Origin of the sequence: Rosistilla carotiformis (genome assembly GCF_007753095.1) — a bacterium.
GTDB classification, from domain to species: domain Bacteria; phylum Planctomycetota; class Planctomycetia; order Pirellulales; family Pirellulaceae; genus Rosistilla; species Rosistilla carotiformis.
Genome location: NZ_CP036348.1, coordinates 7,301,957 through 7,319,247, shown reverse-complemented (window position 1 = coordinate 7,319,247; position 17,291 = coordinate 7,301,957). Strand labels below are relative to the sequence as shown.

Genomic DNA, 17,291 nt, shown 5'->3' with positions numbered 1-17,291 from the left:
TTCCGTTTTTGCCGGGCGGGTGAAGACGGAATCGAGGCGGTGAAGCTAACTTTCACTTCACCCTCCCCCAAACGCAGTTTGCGGGGAGGGTCGAACCAGCGCAGCGAAGTTCGGGGAGGGGGGTCCGCGGGTGTCGAGCGATGATGCTTGATGGAGTTTGGAAGACCCGTCGCCGGACAACTTCCTGCTCGTCCTTTCCTACTTCGCCGGGCGGAGGAGCGAGGGCTTAGTTGGCTCGGATCACGTTGACTCGCAAGCGAGCCGGCGCGACGCTGAGGACTTGTTCCAAGAGAGCGGGCGTGTGGCGGAGCGTCAGCGGTTTCTTCGCGCGATCGTCCTCAACAACTAGGTGGCAGGTGGCGAGTTGTTTGCCGCCAAACTGCCAACGGACCATGTGGCTGCCGGCGGGCAGGTCGAGCGTACCGGCTCGACGATTTTGGAGGCCGTCAACCGATAACGCGACCGGTTGGTTGTTGACCGAAATCACCACCGCATCCGCTTTATCGGTTCCTGTGCTGGTGACAAACCGGATCGTCGAATTCTCGGGAAGATCGATCAGGCCGACAAATTCGAGCGAGATCGCTCCCGCCTGAATCCCCAGTTGGTCGAGGATCTGCGAAAAGGCGTCGTGGGTCAGGCTTAGGCCCGCGTCGTAGCGGATCAGGGCACTGACATCCAATCCGTCCGCTTTCAGCCGCCCGAGCATGCCGGTCAGGTTGCCCGCGGGCATTGCGGCGATGGGGGCCGCGGCAATCGACGGTGTCGGTGCGACGGTCCGCAAATCGGCTGGAAGCATCGCGTCGATCTCGGCTAGCTTGCGTTCGAGGTCCTTCGCTTTTAAGCCGGAACTCTCCACCATCGCTTCGGCGACCAGATCGCGTGCGTGCAACAAAATCGCTTCGCCGCTGCGACCGCGAAGGTCTGCGGAGCATTCGATCCATTGGTCGACCAACACCAACTTGCTATCGGGCACCGTGGCGGTATCGATCTCCAGTTGGGCTGTTTTAGCCAGTTTCGCTGTCGATGCCTTGGCCAGCCAAGGCAGTCCTCGTTCCCAATCACCTAAGTACAGGCAGAGATACCGTCCAACCGAATTGGCGGCCGAGGAGGAGGCGGTTGCCGCAGTCGATTCGGCCAACGTCTTGGTTGCCAGCGGCGCGATCCGCTTAGCTTGTTTGATCGCATCGGTTTGCGAAATTAGCCGCGTTCGCAGATCATTACCGCCCAGTTTGACCGCAAGTGTCGTCGCCCCACGCAGCGTGGTGGCGGCCGAATCAAAGTCCTCGCCACGCAATAATTGTTCGCTGGTCGACAACGCCCAGCCGATCACGCGCTCTTTTTGCGTGATGGTTCGGGCACTGCTGAGCACTGGATCGAGCAGTCGTTGGCGGAGCTGAAGCTCGCTGGCCTGATACTCGGTCGAAAGCTCAAATAGCGTTTGTTCCGCCTCGGCAGTGCGTCCCATCATCAACAGATGTTGCGACGATTCCAAAAGCAAGACCCATCGGTCGGCTGATCCGGGCTCGCTTTCAGTCGCTGTCTGCAGCAACTTGCGAATGTTGGTAATCAGGTCCACGTCGGTATTTGCCGCGGGCAGGTCGGCACGCAATCGTGCCAATCGTTCGGTTGCCACGGCGATCGCTTCGGGGGACGGATGCGGAAAGCGACCATCGTTGATAGCCCGATCCGGATCGGCGACCGCGGGCGCGGCAACTTGAGTCAACGAATCCATCGCCGCATCGACGGTGGGCATCCCATCGGTGTCGGAAAGGTTTGGCTGCGAAGCGGCGATCGGCGGAGTCTCTTCGCTATTGCGATTCGGCGTCGGTGCGATGGGCATCGTGGGTTCGTCCACCGTCGCGTCGTCGTCGGAGATGACGGGCGTCGGCGCCATCGGACTGGCGGGAAAGGGATCGATCAACGGCATCGGATCGGCTTCGGGAACCAGTGCCGTCGATGCGTCGGTTGCCATCGATTCGACATCGTCGATCGACGGGGTATCGAGCCCGGCGGTCGGTTCCACATTGGGTACAAAGGCGCGTGGGTCGGCTGAAATTGGAGCGGTCCCCGGCAACACGGTCGGCGTCGATGGAGCGGGTGATGCAGGATCGGAGGCTGCATCCGATGGGATGGGGGACGGTGCAAAGGCCTCTGCAAACGGACTCACCGGTGCCGCGACAGGTTCGTCGACCGTGGGGCTGGCGAAATCGGTCGTCAGCTGAGACGCCGCGTTGCCATTGCGGAGGGGGCGTGAAACGGGTTCGCCGCCTGCCGATACGGTGGTTGCCGGAGTTGTCAATTCGCCGCTGGGCGGAGGGGCGTCGGATCGCATCGCAAGCACGATTGGTAACACGATCAGCGTCGAAATGCTGGCAATGGCCGAACCCGCCCCAACGCCGCGTCGAGACAAGGGGAACAGTCCCAGACGCCGTGCTAACGCTTTCCAAGGACTTTCAGCCCGCAGTCCCATGGGTAGGTAGGTATCGTCGGCCGCCGAAGGGTCGAAGCGATCGCGGAGCTGACCTTGTGTGACGACGGTGGTATGACGCGGTTTCCACCAAGGTTTCACTTGGGCTGGCGGCGATTCCAATTGCAGTAATTGGATCCGCTGCATCAGTTCGTTGCGACCGCGGGGATCCAACAAACGATAGGTCGAGGCCGCAATCCGCGCAATCCGGTCGTCGAAGTCATCACGCTGGCCACTTGGTTCGTCCAGAGCCACCGCAGCGGTTGCATCGATGGCCGCGCGGCGAATCACACCCACACGGGCTTCGCGAACACCGATACCCAAACGAACGAAATCATCCACGCGAACACGAGGTCCGACCGAGGAGGCTTCGTCGATTCGTTCTGCGGTACGGGTGGCCATGGCGGTGTTTTCTTGACAGGCAGACATTCGCCCGTCAAACGAATCCTTCGTTGATAGGTTACGCGATGCGAGTGGCGGGGAAGTGTACAGCCTTCCCCACGATTATAGACAGCGCAATCTATCGGCAGGTTCCGCCCTCGAATAAAAGCGAGATTTTGCTTTCAGGCGAAGCTACACATCGCACACCCTTGCGGCCTCGCGAAGGGATGCGATCGGGTCCTTGCTGGTTGGGATGAACTCTTGCGCGACGTATTGAGAATATCCAGTTTCTAGAATCGCCCGCATGACAGCTGGGTAATTGATCTCTTGGTCCTCGTTTAACTCACCCCGCCCCGGAGCGCCAGCGGTGTGGTAATGACCAATAAGTGGATGATACTCTCTAATACGGCGAATGATATCCCCATTCATGATTTGCACATGATAGATGTCAAACAACAGCTTAAAGCGGGGCGAATCGAGCTGTTTTACCAGGTCGACACACAGCTCCACATCGTCGCCCCAATATCCAGGATGTCCCTTCATCGGGTGTGTGTCGTCGCGGCTGTTCAAATGTTCCAGTACCAGCGTGATCTGGTTCGCTTCGGCATAGGGAAGGACACGTTTCCAGAGGTCCAGGCAATTTTTTGTCGCCTGGCGATCGTCGATTCCCGCCTTCCGCATCCCCGTAAAAGTAATCACGCTGGGGGCGCCAAATTCAACGGCGGTATCGATCGCTTCGCGCAGCTTCGCCTCGTTCATCGCATGGTTCTCGGGATCCAACGGTCCCGCCTGGAAACCGTGGCTGCCGACCAACGAGATCTTCAAGCCGAGCTTGGTGACAGCGGGATAGTCGCTTGCGGGTATCCCTTCGATCGCTTCGATACCAATCGCTTTGCAGTGCTTGGCCAGTTCGATCGATGGCATCGGCTTGAAGCACCAGCCCATCACCGATTGGTGAATCCGTCCCTTGGTGATTGCGGGGCTCGAAGCATCGCCAGCCGTTTCCTTGGCAACATCCTCGGCATGGGAAACCGTTTGCCGCGTGGCAACCGTCGCCAGAGCCGCCCCGCCGGCGGCCAAAAGATTACGTCGCGATAGACTCATGTTCGAACTCCGATCTGGATTTATAGAAGGACAGCTCCTCCTACCAGCATCGCTGCGAGTTCGAACGATGGTCGCGATCGGCTGGTCGGACGCGTCTGTCGCTGTGCGAAAGCGCGTCCAGCCGACCGCACTTTCGCGGAGCGAAAGGCGACCCATAGAACGACCTCGGTTGCCAGCCGACGACTACTCGTCGGTGACGCAACCTTCGGAGGCACTCTTTACATTCTTAATGTACTTGTAAAGCGTGCCGCGTGTTGCCTTCAGTGGCGGCGCGACAAATTCCTCGCGTCGCTTGGCCAGTTCTTCGTCGCTGACGTCGATGTTGATCTCCAGCTTTTCCGCGTCGATCGTGATCTTGTCGCCATCGCGAGCCAGGGCGATGGGGCCGCCCTCTTGAGCTTCGGGAGTCACGTGGCCGACGATAAATCCGTGCGACCCGCCCGAGAAGCGTCCATCGGTCATCAACGCCACATCGGCGCCCAAACCGGCACCCATGATCGCGCTGGTGGGGGTCAGCATCTCCGGCATGCCGGGGCCACCCTTCGGACCTTCATAACGAATGATCACCACGTCACCCTTAACGATCTTCTTTTCTTCCAATGCCGTCAGCATCTCTTCTTCGCTGTCGAAGCAGCGGGCGGTGCCGGTGAACAGCAGTCCCTCTTTGCCAGTGATCTTGGCAACGGCTCCTTCGGGCGCCAGGTTGCCGCGCAGGATGCGGATGTGGCCGCTGGCTTTGATCGGTTTATCCAGCGGGCGAATGATCTCTTGACCGGGATCGAGATCGGGAACGTCGGCGAGGTTTTCGCCGAGTGTTTTGCCGGTGACGGTCATGCAGTCGCCGGTGATCACGCCTTCGGCCAACAGATACTTCATCAACGCGGGCGTTCCGCCAACGCTGTGCAGATCCTCTTGAACGAACTTGCCGCTCGGCTTGAGGTCGGCGATATAAGGAACGCGATCGCTGACCGATTGGAAATCATCGATCGTCAAATTGATGTCGACAGCGCGGGCCATCGCGATCAGGTGCAACACGGCGTTAGTGCTGCCGCCGACGGCCATGATCACAGCCATCGCGTTTTCGAATGCTTGGCGCGTCATGATGTCGCGCGGCTTGATATCCCGTTCCAACAGGACGCGGATCGCGGCACCGGCACGGCGGCATTCGTCTTTCTTGGCGGGATCTTCGGCGGGGATGCTGGCCGAATAAGGGAGCGTCATGCCGAGGGCTTCGATCGCGGTCGCCATCGTGTTGGCGGTATACATACCGCCGCAAGCACCGGCGCCCGGGATGCTGCACTTGACGATGTTCTGGCGTTCGGTTTCATCGATATCGCCCGACAGGTATTGGCCGTAGCACTGGAACGCGTTGACGATATCCAGCTTCTGCCCGTTCCACTTTCCGGCTCGGATCGTGCCGCCGTAGACCATGATGCTGGGGCGGTTCAAACGTCCCATCGCGATCAGACAGCCGGGCATGTTCTTATCGCAACCGGGCAGCGCAACCAACGCATCATACCACTGGCCACCCATGATGGTTTCGATGCTGTCGGCGATCAGATCGCGACTCTGCAGCGAAAAACTCATCCCCTCGGTTCCCATCGAGATCCCGTCGCTGACACCGATGGTGTTGAACCGCATCCCGACCATGTCGGCGGCGCGGACGCCTTCTTTGACTTCGCTAGCGAGGTCCAACAGATGCATGTTGCAGGTGTTGCCTTCGTACCAGACGCTGCCGATCCCCACCTGCGCCTTGTTCATGTCTTCGGAGGTCATTCCGGTGCCGTAGAGCATCGCTTGCGAGGCGCCTTGGCTCTTGGGTTGAGTGACTCGACTGCTGTACTTATTAAGGGGAGCATTCATGATCGCGGCGGTTCTTCTTCTGTGGGGGTAGTTCCGTAAGGGGCAGAGGGCATGGTGGCGATTTTGGAGATCGGTCGCCAAACCACGACAAACGCAAGGGGCTCGATTATGATCTGTGAGTATCGAATTATGAATGGGTGGGATTTGCAGAGCAATGCTGGGGCTGGCGGTGATCGATCGCTCGAATCGGCTGCGATCCCGATTCCGTCCCCCCATTGCGCCCCCAACTCTCTGGAGAAGCTCCCGATGCGCCGCGTGTTCGCCTGTTTTTTGCTAATTTTCCCAATCGTTGCTGTCGCCCAATCGCCGGCCCCCGAATCGGACTTCACGCCGCTGTTCGATGGCAAATCGCTGCAGGGGTGGGAGGGAGACGCGAACTGGTTCCGCGTCGGCGACGGTGCGATCGTCGCCGGTTCGGCCACCGAGACGATCCCGAACAACTTCTTCCTGGCGACGACCGAGCAATACGAAGACTTTGAGCTGCGGCTGGAAGCCAAGCTGGTTGGGGCGGGGCAAAACGCGGGGGTCCAGTTCCGCACCCAGCGAATCCCCAATCACCACGAGGTTTCAGGATATCAAGCCGATATGGGGACGGCGGGTGACAAGCCGATCTGGGGTTCGCTGTACGACGAATCGCGTCGCAAGACGATGTTGGCCGTCCCCGATCCCGGGGCGGTTGAAGAGGTGTTGAAATCGGACGACTGGAATCGGATCCGCGTCCGCTGCCAGGGAGCCCGCATCCAGATCTGGCTCAACGATTTGCAGACCGTCGACTACACCGAAAGCGATCCGCAGATCGAGCGGACGGGGATCATCGCGTTGCAGATCCATGGTGGTAAACCCGCAGTCGCCTCCTATCGCAACATCCGCATCCAGCGGTTGAAGTAAGCGACACGCAAACCGTTGTGCGGACGCAACGCGCCAAAACGGATGCGTTTTGCCGCGTCTGTGTTATCATGCAACGTGCGATCGGCCTCGCGTTGCCGACGGCGACGTTCATCGGCTAGCGAATGAGGTGCCGAGATGATAGCAGCCCGCAGTGCTTCTCTTTTCTTGCTCTACACGATCGGCTTCACCGCAGCGGCAGCTTTCGCTCAGGAAGAATCGCCGACACCGGACCAGGCCGCGGCGATCGCCACCGCAGCCGAAGGACTCGGTTCTCCTCGTTTCGATGTTCGCGAGCGGTCGATGCGTGAATTGTGGGAGATCGGTTTGCCGGCCCGCGCGAAACTGGAACAGCTTGCGGTCGAGGGTGGGGCCGAAGCCCAGATGCGCGCCCGCCGTGTGCTGCGAGATTTCCAGTACGGCGTGCTGCCAACGACCCCGCCGCGGCTGCGTCAATTGATCGGCAAGTTTCGCGACGGGCGAGGCAAGCAGCGTTTTGAGGCGATGGAGGGATTGCGCGGCGAAAGGGCGCTGGAGGTGATTGAAAACCTGATCTCGCTGGAACCGAACGCTCCCCTGCGAACCGCCCACCTGATCCAGTTGGTGTCCGACCCGGCGATCATCGACGACTATGCGGGTCCACAACAAATGGTCGATTTGGTCCAGCGTGTCGGCGGCGATCAAGATGCCGGTTGGCAACGCGACACGACGGCAGCGCTCGTCTTTTCACCGCTGTTGGTTTCGACGTTAGCCAAAGACGACCAGCTCGATCAGCTGGACCAATTTGTCGCCGATCAAAAGCCGGAAGACCGCTCCCGTTATCTGACAGCGTTTTACACCAATTCGTCGAGTCTTCAGATTTTGATCCAAGCCAGCCGGCATGGATTTCTGTTGAAGATGCTGCAACACGAAACCGATTCCTCCAGCCGCAACACGTTGGCGCTGCGGCTGTTCTCGCAGCAACAAGTCACCCAGCGACTGGCTCAGCGCGGCGGATTGATCGACACGCTCGGCGAACTACCAAACCATGTCGACGCCGCGACGATGCAAACGTTGCTGCAGGTGATGTTGCGGCAATCGGGGACGATCTCGGCGATCTTAACGCGGTCGGGCTTCGATGGTTTGTTGCAGTTGTCCCAGCAGATCGAAGATCCCGACCAACGCGTCGATGCGTTGGCGATGATCGTCGCCAACCGAACCGTGATCGCGCAACTGAAGTCGGAAGACAAGTTGGGGAAAATCGTCGATCTGGCGACCGATCAACCCGACGACGTGCGGCGGTTGGCGTACCTGAAAGCGATCGTCAAAGCGAACATCTTGAACACGTTGGCGGCTGCCGATGCGATGCCGATGGTGAAGGATCTGTGGCGTCGAATCGAAGCGTCGGAGGATCCCACGCTGCAGCACGATGCGATCTTGCGGATGGTGCGAATCCCCAACTTGATGGAGTTGATCAAAGATCGCGCCGCGGCCGAGAGCCTGTTGGAAATGATAGGCACGATGGACAAGAACCTGTTACCCAACGTGCTGCCGGTCTTGGTTCACAACGTCGATCTGATGCGATTCCTTAGTAACGTTGACCTGATCGATAAATTGGTCGCAATTCATTGCGACGTTCCCGAACCGCACCGCACCCGTGTGTTGGGGCAATTGGTGACCAAGATGGCGAGGTGGGAACGCGATCCGGAACAGCGGATGGCGTTGTTGTGGCAGACCGTCGATCGATTGCCCGCGGAGGATCGGCCCAGCTATCTGGCGGCGCTCGGCCGCTTGCGACTGGACCCGGCGATGGCGCGGCAACTCGTTTCGCGGCTGCTGCATGAAACCCCCGACGATCAGCGCGATGCAGCGATTGAAGCGATCCTGCAATCGCGGGCGTTATCGTCGGTGGTTCGCGAACCGCGGGACTTGCAAGCGCTGGTCGATCGGTTGCCGAGCGTCGACGAAAAAACGCTGGCGATGTTTTCTACGTTGATTTCGACCGATCAATCCTTTCGCCGGGCGATCTTGGATGCGGGGCATCTGGCAACGCTGACAGCTCAGTTTTGCCGACTCGATCCCAAACCAAGCGCCGCGGTGATCTCCCGTATGCTGCAGTCGCGCGAAGCCCAAAACGAGATCGCCAAGCCGGAATGTGTTGCGCGGCTGATCGAGATCGGTACGCAGTTATCGGAACCGGACCAAAAGCTTCCGATTTTCGACGCGATCGTGGCGAACAAAATGGGGATGCAGCAGTTGTTGGAAGCCGAGCGGCTGGAACCATTGATCGAACTGCTGAAGTTGCCGCCGACGCCACAGCAGAACCAGTCGTTGTCGAAATTGTTGGGCAATACCGCGGTGCTGACTTATTTGGTCCAGCACAACCAGTCGAAGCTCATTGTGGCGATCGCCCAAGAGGACTGGCCAACGACGGCGTTGCAGCACCTGGCGTCCCGTTTGTTTTGTTGGCAGTTCGTTGGGTTGATTGAAAAAGAGGACAAGCTGCAGGACGTTCACGAACTGCTACAGTCGGACATTCCGCCAGCGGTGGCCGCTGCGTTGGCGAACCAAGTTTTGGCCGGGAAAGGCATGAGACGCGGCTTCGCAGAACAGGGGTGGCTGCTGCCAACGTTTGATATGGCGTTGCATCGCGATGGGTTGAGCGATCCGGCAGTCCACGGGCTGATGGGGGACCGGGATGCGTTGCAGGTGTTTGTCGATGCGATGCGGGTGAAGGATCTGATCGAGGCCGCGCTGGAGGATCGTCGGGAGTTATCGGTCGCGCGGCGCGGGCAGGGATTGTTCATCTCGACCGCTTTGTTGAATCAATTGTTGGAAACCCAACAGATCGATGTCTTGTATCGAGCCATCCAATCGCAGCCGAACGCCGACGATAAATCAACGATCCTCAGGGCGATGGTGGGCCAGCGATATTCGATCTCGCGACTGATCCAGGCGGGCCAGTTCGAACCGCTGTGGGACTTGATCCAAACCGAGGCATCGCAAGAGATGCAGCCGTTGTTGCACAGCTATGTCCTGGCAGCCGCGGTGGACGATTCGCGGGCGTGGGATGGCAAGCTGCAACCGCTGTACGTCGCGATCGATGGACTGGCCGAAAATCCAACTCGCCGCGAAGCGATTGGCGTGTTGGCTGGGGCCGTGTTGAGCGACGATTCCGAGAGCCGGCAGTCGCATATTGCGCAGATCGCCCGATGGATCGACCAGCAGACCGATTCCGCCGTCGCGAAGCTGTGGAGCACGCGGCTAGTCAGTGCGGCCGGGGCGACGACGATCGTTAAAGCGGGGCGGACCGACCTGTTGGCCGAACTGATTAAAGATCGGGCACTGCAGCAATCGACCGTCGCCATGCTGACGACGCAGCCCGAAACCGTCGCTGCGCTCCAAGAAGCTAATCTGTTGGTTGCGCTGGTCGAAGCTTGCAATCGGTCGCCGCAGCGGGCCGCGTTGCGCAAGGTGTTATTGCAGTCGCCCGCCATGGCCGAACGGCTGGACTTAGAAAACCAGATTCGCCCTTGGCTGAAGGAACTCTTTTCAGTCGAAGGGGATTCGCAGCGAGACGACGCGCTGCGAAGCGTGATGCGGCGCAAGCATCTGATCCGCTTGGCGATTCAAGAGGGACACTTCGACACCTTGGCCCATTGGGTGCAGGCGTCGGGACAGTCGCCATCGGCGAGGTCGCGAGGCGGTGCCCCGGCGTTGCTGTTCGAGTTTTTGTCGCAACCGATCTGTATCGAGGTACTGGAGAGTGAAAAGCGGGAAGACGAATTGGTCAAGGCATTGGTCGAAGTGGGCGATCCGCGACAGCAGTATCGGCTGTTGAGCGAGGGGATCCACCTGCGCGGTGCTATCGAATGCATCGCCCGCAATGGCGGACTCGATCCGGTGATGGACGTTGTCGAAAAACTCCCCGCAACGATGGGCTCCGCACTGGTGCAGCGATGGATCCTTTCGCCAAACACGCTGGCAGGCTGGATCGATAACGCGACGCCAGCGGCTGTCGACCGGTTGCGCGCTTCGCTCACCGAACAACAGATGAAAGCGTTCATTCAGCTAGCCAGCATGCGATCGGAAGAGTCGCTTCGATCGAAGCTTGCTGCGGAGTTCGTGTTGCAAATTCTGCAGACGGTTCCGCAAATCGATCGCCAGATTTTTACCCAGCGAATCGTTCCCAACCCAAAAGTTCGTTGGCGTCTTTTGGAATATGGTCACTATGAAACGTTGCTGCAGATGATCGATCAACTGTCCAGCGCCGCCGCGTTTCGAAAAGAACTGATCTATTCCGACGCCGGCGTGCTCGCGCACAAGATCGCTCATGGTGAATTCGACGAGGCGGAGCGGTTGTTGCAGGAAAACACCGCGGGCGAGATTGGACGGAGCGATCTGGCGGCGTTCTGGTTGCAGCGAGGTCTCTTGCCCCAGCGGCTTGCCGAACACAAGGATTCGCCCCAGCTTCCGTATCTGTTGCGTGCCAATGGGCAACCCGAAGAAGCGGCCCAGTGGGCACGGGAGCAAAAGAATATCCCGCTGGCGACTTGGATCGACGCCGGCGCAGGACGTTGGGATCGCGCCGCCGATCAACAACAACAGATCCTCGACGGGCTGGTCGCGGCGGGGCATGACGACGACATGCTGCGGTTGAGCGTGTTGTGTGGCTTGGCCAGCTACCAACACATGGCGAAGCGTGAGGCCAACGCCGACGAGACCCTTGATCGAGCGGAGCAGTTGGCGGACAAGATCGAAACGCCTGCGGCTCAGGTCGCACTAATGAATTGTCTGTTGGTCAACGATCGGGTCGATCGCGCGTTGGAGATCGCCAAGACGCATGCGCCGCAAACGCACTTCGAACTGCTGCGGACTCGAGGCGACTACGACGCTGCACTACAAACTGTCGCTTGGAAGCCAGACGATCCGGCAGCTTGGGTTGCCCAGCGGTTGAATGTCGATATGCAGCGAACGATTCCAATGGAAGCGGTTCAGATCATTGCAAATGTCGGTTGGATCTTGGATCAGCGGGAAGCGTCCGTTCGAGCCGATGCTCTCTACGCAGCCCTATCGGAACAGATTCACTCGCAGCAGAAAAACCCGCGTCGCAGCAATCTCCTGCACCAGAAGGAATTGTTTCGCATCCTGCGAAGCAGCGGGCGCATGGCACTAGCGGTAGAACCCTTGCTCGACGAAACAAAGCGAATCGGTCGTGCCAATGGTTTTTACATCTTCGGACCCATGGGCCAACACACGACGGCGTCTCGGCGCGCACTGGAACGGATGGGATACCTGAACACACCGCGGATCCTGCAGCCAGCGATCGCCGATCTCGTCACCGAATTCGACGGTTGGTGGAGTCACTTTGCAGCGAAGTCGCCCAGCGACGCCGACGATCAATTGTTGCAGCGGCTGCAGAACGTCGATGCGATGCTCTCAGGCGAAGGGACGGTCGCGATCGATGGTCAAACGATGTCGCCGGAAGAATATTTGGCAGCGGAATTGAAGAACCTGTCTGAGACGACGCTGACGACGGAGCAGTTGTCCGCTTTTGTTGGATCGATGCTGCGGTTCGACCGGACGCAACAGGCATTTGACTTAATGCAGCAGCAACGCGAAATCGAGCTGCCGGCGGCGCAGGCCGGGATCATCTACCGGCGACTGGGTAAGTGGAGCGAAGCGGCCGAAGCGTTTCAACAGGCGTGGGAGGACGACGTCCTGCAGCTCGAATTCCGCTATCTCGCCGCTGACGCGGTCGCTCGCAGCGGCGATCGCGAAGCGGGAGCCAAACAGATGCAAACCGCATCGATGATGGCTGTCAACTTTCGCATTCGCAACGCGCTCACGCATCGCTTGGGCGAACTGGGAGCTCAACCGCTGGCAGCCGAAGAGGCTCGATTGTTGCAGGCGGTTTCGCCGATCGGCAGCTTCACTTGGTACAAGTCCTGCCAACGGCGAGCCGACCTGGAAACCGATCCCGCCACGGTCGCCGATCTACAGCAGACGACGATGCTGCAATTCGCTGGCGGTTGGACCAAAGAGATCCCGCTCTCCGATCTAGCATCGCTGCACACGATCCATCGCCTGCGAGCCGCCGCGGCGATCGAAGCCGACGATTTTGAAAAAGCTCAGCAGCACATCGACCGGATGTTCAAGCTGAACCGCATCGATCCGCAAAACGGCGAACAGTTGATCCCACCGTTGCGGGCCGCCGGCCGCGACAAACAAGCCGACGCCCTGCAGGGCAAGTTGATCGCGACGTCGCGTTCGATCGATTAACGGCTCGATCGGCTGTTGTTTTGCGAGCGGGCGTTGCGCTCGGCCATCATCTCGGCGCGGCGTTTGGCGTAGGCTTGTCGCTTCGCCTCGGCAGCTTCTTTGCGTTGCACGAACTGCATCACACGCGACGCGTTGACCAGGTACATCTCGGGATCGTCGATCACGACCGGGGTCGACCAGGTGCGGCCGTCGTTCACGTTGCAGAAGTTGAAGAAGAACGACGTGATGCGTTCGGCGCTAAAGCCGTAAGGCGTTTGGCTGGTCAGTAGATCTTGTGGCGTCAGTGGATCGACGCCGGGGCTGGCGTAGTAGTGGATGCGGCCGTCGGGAGTGACGCTGATTCCAAACGTCCACCAACCGAACTGCTCCATCTCGGCAACGCGGAAGTCGCGGCCGCGGTTGTCGCCGCGAACAGCCAGATAAGCCGAACCGGCGGGGCCGCGTTGGTCGGCGGTGTGGCGATAGTGAACCCAGATCCCAGGCCAATACGGTTCGGGGCCCATCTCGGTTCCAAAGGCCAGAAAGCCTTCACGCTCCTGTTCGGCGGTGGTCGAACATCCCAAACGGAATCCGAAGTGCGGCCCATTTCGCTTTTCCCAACGATCAACTTCGGGGAAATAGATCCGCACCATGCAGTTGGGCGATTCCGAAGGTCGGAAACTGGTTCCCAATCGCGAGGGACAACTGACGATCAAATCATCCTGTTCGACGGTCCGGGTGTTTTGCCCGGGGATGCCGCTGTGCAACGTCGAAACCCACAGCGCGTTCTTGCTGTGCGGCAGACCGCCGGCCGGAGTCGGGATGATCTGCATGTGATCGGGCTGGCCGCGCTCGGGCCCTTCGATGAAGCGGCGGTTCTTCGAATAACCCGACGGCCCGTTGCGACGTTCGTTGTTCTCGTGCGACCCCTTGGGCATGTTGTGAACAAATTCCCAAGCCGGTTCTTCAAAGTCGTCGCCAACGTAATCGATCTTCGTTCCGGTACCCGGCACCACTTGTGCAAACACTGGGGCGGCCGTCAGCGTCAACATGAGCAAAAGTTGAGGGCAAACGAAAGCTTTCATCAAGGCAGTCTCACAGGCGAAGAAGGCAGGAGCGCGAGCAACGATCGACATCGGTTCTATCGGTAATCGCCGCGGTCAACCTTACCCTTCGGCTGGGTAGTTTGATGAAAACGCCGAAACGCACCCTCGCTGAAGCTGCTAGCGTCCACAGCTTGGGGAAGGTGGAGGACTGTGGTGCTTTGCCTCAAGTTGCTTTCGCAACGGTTATGTGAAGCTTAACTGTGGATGGTGCGTTGGCAATCAATCTTCGCTTTCGATCGTCAGTTGAGCGTGGGAGAGTCGGAAGCGGCGTTCGATGCTGTCGACAAAGAAGTTGACCGTTGCCGTCCGTTTGCTTGCTGAACCCGAAAGACTCTGGATCCGGCCGCTGCCATATTCGGGATGGCTGACGATCATCCCCACCGTATAGATGTCCGGATCGATCGTGTTGGCCATCTGCTGTTCGAGCATCTGAGCCGCGGTGGTGACCGACGCCAGCGGAGCCGTTCGCGGGGTGGATGTGGTTTCCGGCGTCCGTTCTTCGGGCGGCAATTGATTCAGATCGTCGTCGTGATCGGCATGCATATCCCATGCCTCGGGATATTCGACGTCGACATCGAAATCGTTGTCGTCGCCGTATTGCGTCGGTTGATGGGCATCGATCACCTGCATCTCTTCGCGAGGCAGTTCCAACAGGAATGGGCTGGCCGCGGCGGGACGCATGCTACCGCGAGCCGATCGCAGCTTGGCCATGCTCAACTGCAGCGTCTGTTCGGCGCGCGTGATCCCCACGAACAGCAACCGCCGCTCCTCTTCAAACTGCATCGGATCATCGTGGCTGCGATGGTGCGGCAGCACTTGATCCTCGACGCCGATGATGTAGACGCAAGGGAATTCGAGCCCCTTGGCGGCGTGCAGGGTCATCAGCGTCACGCGATCGCTCGATTCTTCCCAGGCATCGGTGTCGGAGATCAACGCCACCTGTTCCAGAAAGGTTTCCAGCGATCCATCGTCGGGATGCTGGCGATCGAATTCGACGGCGGCGGAAACCAATTCGTCGACGTTGGCAAGCGCATCGTTGTCCTCCCCTTCGACTGTCGAAAACCGCAGGTAATCGCTGTACTGGGTCTGTTCCAAGACGAACCGCAACAGATCCTCGAGGCTGGACGAAGCCTTGCGGCTGAGCGCGTCGATGATTCCGACAAAACGTTTCAACAGCCCACGGGTTCGCGGTTTGATCGATTCAATTTCATCGCAGCGGCAGATCGCTTCGAACAGTGGAATCCGGTGCCGAGCGGCGTATAACATCACTCGGTCCATCGTCGTCTTGCCGATCCCGCGAGCCGGCGTGTTGACGATTCGCGACAGCGCGGCGTCGTTGGCTGGGTTGTTGATCAGTTGCAGATAAGAGAGCAGATCCTTGATCTCTTTCCGCTGATAGAACTCGACGCCCCGAACGATCGTGTAGGGGACGACGCGGGAGCGGAGCGAATGTTCCAACGAACGGGTCAGATAATTCATCCGGCACAGGATCGCAAAGTCCTTCGGGCTGCGGCCGTGGTTCTGGATCTGTTCGACGATCTGGTCGGCGATGTCGTCCGCTTCCTGATACCCGTTGGCGTAGATCCGCAACCGCACCGCCGCTCCTTCGGGATTGTGCGTGTACAAACCCTTGTGCTTGCGGCGGGTGTTGTTGGTGATCAATTGATCGGCTACGCGCAAGATGTTGGGCGTGCTGCGGTAGTTCTGTTCGAGCCGAACGGTTTTGACTTGCGGGTAATCGTTTTCGAAGTCGAGGATGTTGTTCAGATTCGCTCCACGCCAACCGTAGATCGATTGATCGGGATCCCCCGTCACCGCCAGGTTCTGGTGGACGACCGACAGCGAACGGACGATCGCATATTGAGCTAGGTTGGTGTCCTGGTATTCGTCGACCATGATGTAGCGGAACCGCGAATCCAAGGCTTCCCGCAACTCGGGGTTCTCGCGCAACATCCGGGCGACGTGCAGCAGCATGCAATCGAAATCGACGGCGTTGGCGACCAACAGCAACTGTTGGTAATAAGGATAGACCTTGGCGGCGAGCATTTTGCCCGCCGGCAGATTCGCCCCTTCCATCGACTCGGGCGTCAGCAATTGATTCTTAAAGTGGCTGATCGCGTTGGCGATCTGATCGGGCGACGTGTGACTCAACGAGATCCCCGAGACTTCGATCGCCCGCTTCATCGTCGCCTTGGCGTCGGCCATGTCGTAGATCGAATAGTTCTCTTGCAGGCCGACCAGGGACGAATATTGTCGCAGCATCCGAGCGCAAAAGCGGTGGAACGTACTCATCCAAACCGGTTCGCCGGGAGCGAGTTGTTGGACGCGGGCCAACATCTCCTCCGCCGCTTTGTTGGTGAAGGTCAACGCCAGGATCTGCGACGCGGGGACTCCTTCCCGCAACAGATGTGCGATCCGATGGGTGACCACGCGGGTCTTGCCGCTGCCGGGGCCAGCGAGCATCAACATCGGACCATCCATGTGCGTGACCGCGGCCCGCTGCGGGTCGGTCAAGTTGTCGAGAATTAAGTCCATCAAACGCCTTCTTATCTGCTATCGATTTGGCATCGCGAGCGGGCCTAGGTGCGGTGGGCCCGAGTTGATTTCAGGTTAAAGCAAAAATTGGCTCGCGACGACCCCGAGCCGAGGGTTGCGGGAGGCCGCGGTCGCGGCCCTTCCTGCGGCATCGATTCCAGCAAAACCGTGGGCTGGTGGGGAAAGCCCAATCGCGTGAGCTTTCGGACATCGGGGGTTGGTGGCACAATGGACGCTTCGGTTTCGGAAGCTGGCGTCGTGGCCCCGGATGGCGGGACGCAGTATCCGCCGTTGGAATCGCACTGAACACACAGGAAACGAACTTTGAGCAAGGCAAAAAACGTCTTGGGCACGCCGATGCAATCGTGCAGCGTCGACCCGATGACTGGATTTTATCGCACCGGTTGCTGCGATACGGGGCGTGAAGATGTTGGGTTGCACATCGTCTGCACACAGGTCACGGCCGAGTTTTTGGAGTTCAGCAAATCGGTCGGCAACGACCTCAGCACGCCGGTCGACGAATACGGTTTCCCTGGCCTGAAGCCCGGAAATCGTTGGTGTTTGTGTGCGTTGCGGTGGAAAGAAGCGTGGCAGGCCGGAATGGCTCCGCCGGTCGTTCTGGACGCTACGCATATCTCGACGTTAGAATTTATCGACTTGGAAGTTTTGCAGGCGCACGCAACCGACGGTTGAACCGGCGGGATCACGAT

The 17,291-nt window shown here is 59.3% G+C and carries 8 protein-coding genes; 3 read left to right on the top strand and 5 right to left on the bottom strand.

The window, feature by feature from the left end; genetic code table 11:
- Positions 1-226 precede the first annotated feature (226 nt).
- From Poly24_RS26295 to ilvD, 3 genes are all read right to left on the bottom strand, one after another.
- Positions 227-2,869 carry a hypothetical protein gene (locus tag Poly24_RS26295; protein ID WP_145102439.1) on the bottom strand — a complete coding sequence of 881 codons (2,643 nt, stop codon included), beginning with the start codon at positions 2,867-2,869 and terminating at the stop codon, positions 227-229.
- Between the two features lie 171 nt (positions 2,870-3,040).
- Positions 3,041-3,952 (bottom strand): TIM barrel protein, encoded by a 912-nt coding sequence (locus Poly24_RS26290; protein ID WP_231753363.1) that lies wholly within the window; start codon positions 3,950-3,952, stop codon positions 3,041-3,043.
- Positions 3,953-4,135: 183 nt separating this feature from the next.
- Positions 4,136-5,815, bottom strand: coding sequence for a dihydroxy-acid dehydratase (ilvD, locus tag Poly24_RS26285; protein WP_145102438.1), 1,680 nt, complete (start codon positions 5,813-5,815; stop codon positions 4,136-4,138).
- 246 nt (positions 5,816-6,061) lie between these two features.
- Here ilvD and Poly24_RS26280 point away from each other — a divergent pair, with 246 nt between their 5' ends.
- Positions 6,062-6,703, top strand: a complete 642-nt coding sequence (locus Poly24_RS26280) for a 3-keto-disaccharide hydrolase (RefSeq protein ID WP_145102437.1) — start codon at positions 6,062-6,064, stop codon at positions 6,701-6,703.
- Positions 6,704-6,838: 135 nt separating this feature from the next.
- On the top strand, positions 6,839-12,961 hold the full coding sequence (locus tag Poly24_RS26275; RefSeq protein ID WP_145102436.1) for a hypothetical protein: 6,123 nt from the start codon (positions 6,839-6,841) through the stop codon (positions 12,959-12,961).
- Here Poly24_RS26275 and Poly24_RS26270 read toward each other — a convergent pair.
- Together Poly24_RS26270 and Poly24_RS26265 are read right to left on the bottom strand one after the other, a co-directional pair.
- Entirely contained in the window at positions 12,958-13,992 is a 1,035-nt protein-coding gene (locus Poly24_RS26270; RefSeq protein ID WP_145102435.1) for a hypothetical protein, read from the bottom strand. The two genes, Poly24_RS26275 and Poly24_RS26270, sit on opposite strands and share 4 nt — an antisense overlap.
- Positions 13,993-14,265: 273 nt before the next feature.
- The gene (locus tag Poly24_RS26265; protein WP_145102434.1) at positions 14,266-16,581 is read right to left on the bottom strand and encodes an ATP-dependent helicase; all 2,316 of its coding nucleotides are present in this window, start codon (positions 16,579-16,581) and stop codon (positions 14,266-14,268) included.
- Positions 16,582-16,905: 324 nt separating this feature from the next.
- On the opposite strand from Poly24_RS26265, the gene Poly24_RS26260 reads away from it, so the two are divergent.
- Positions 16,906-17,274 (top strand): DUF2237 family protein, encoded by a 369-nt coding sequence (locus tag Poly24_RS26260; protein WP_145102433.1) that lies wholly within the window; start codon positions 16,906-16,908, stop codon positions 17,272-17,274.
- Positions 17,275-17,291: the final 17 nt, after the last annotated feature.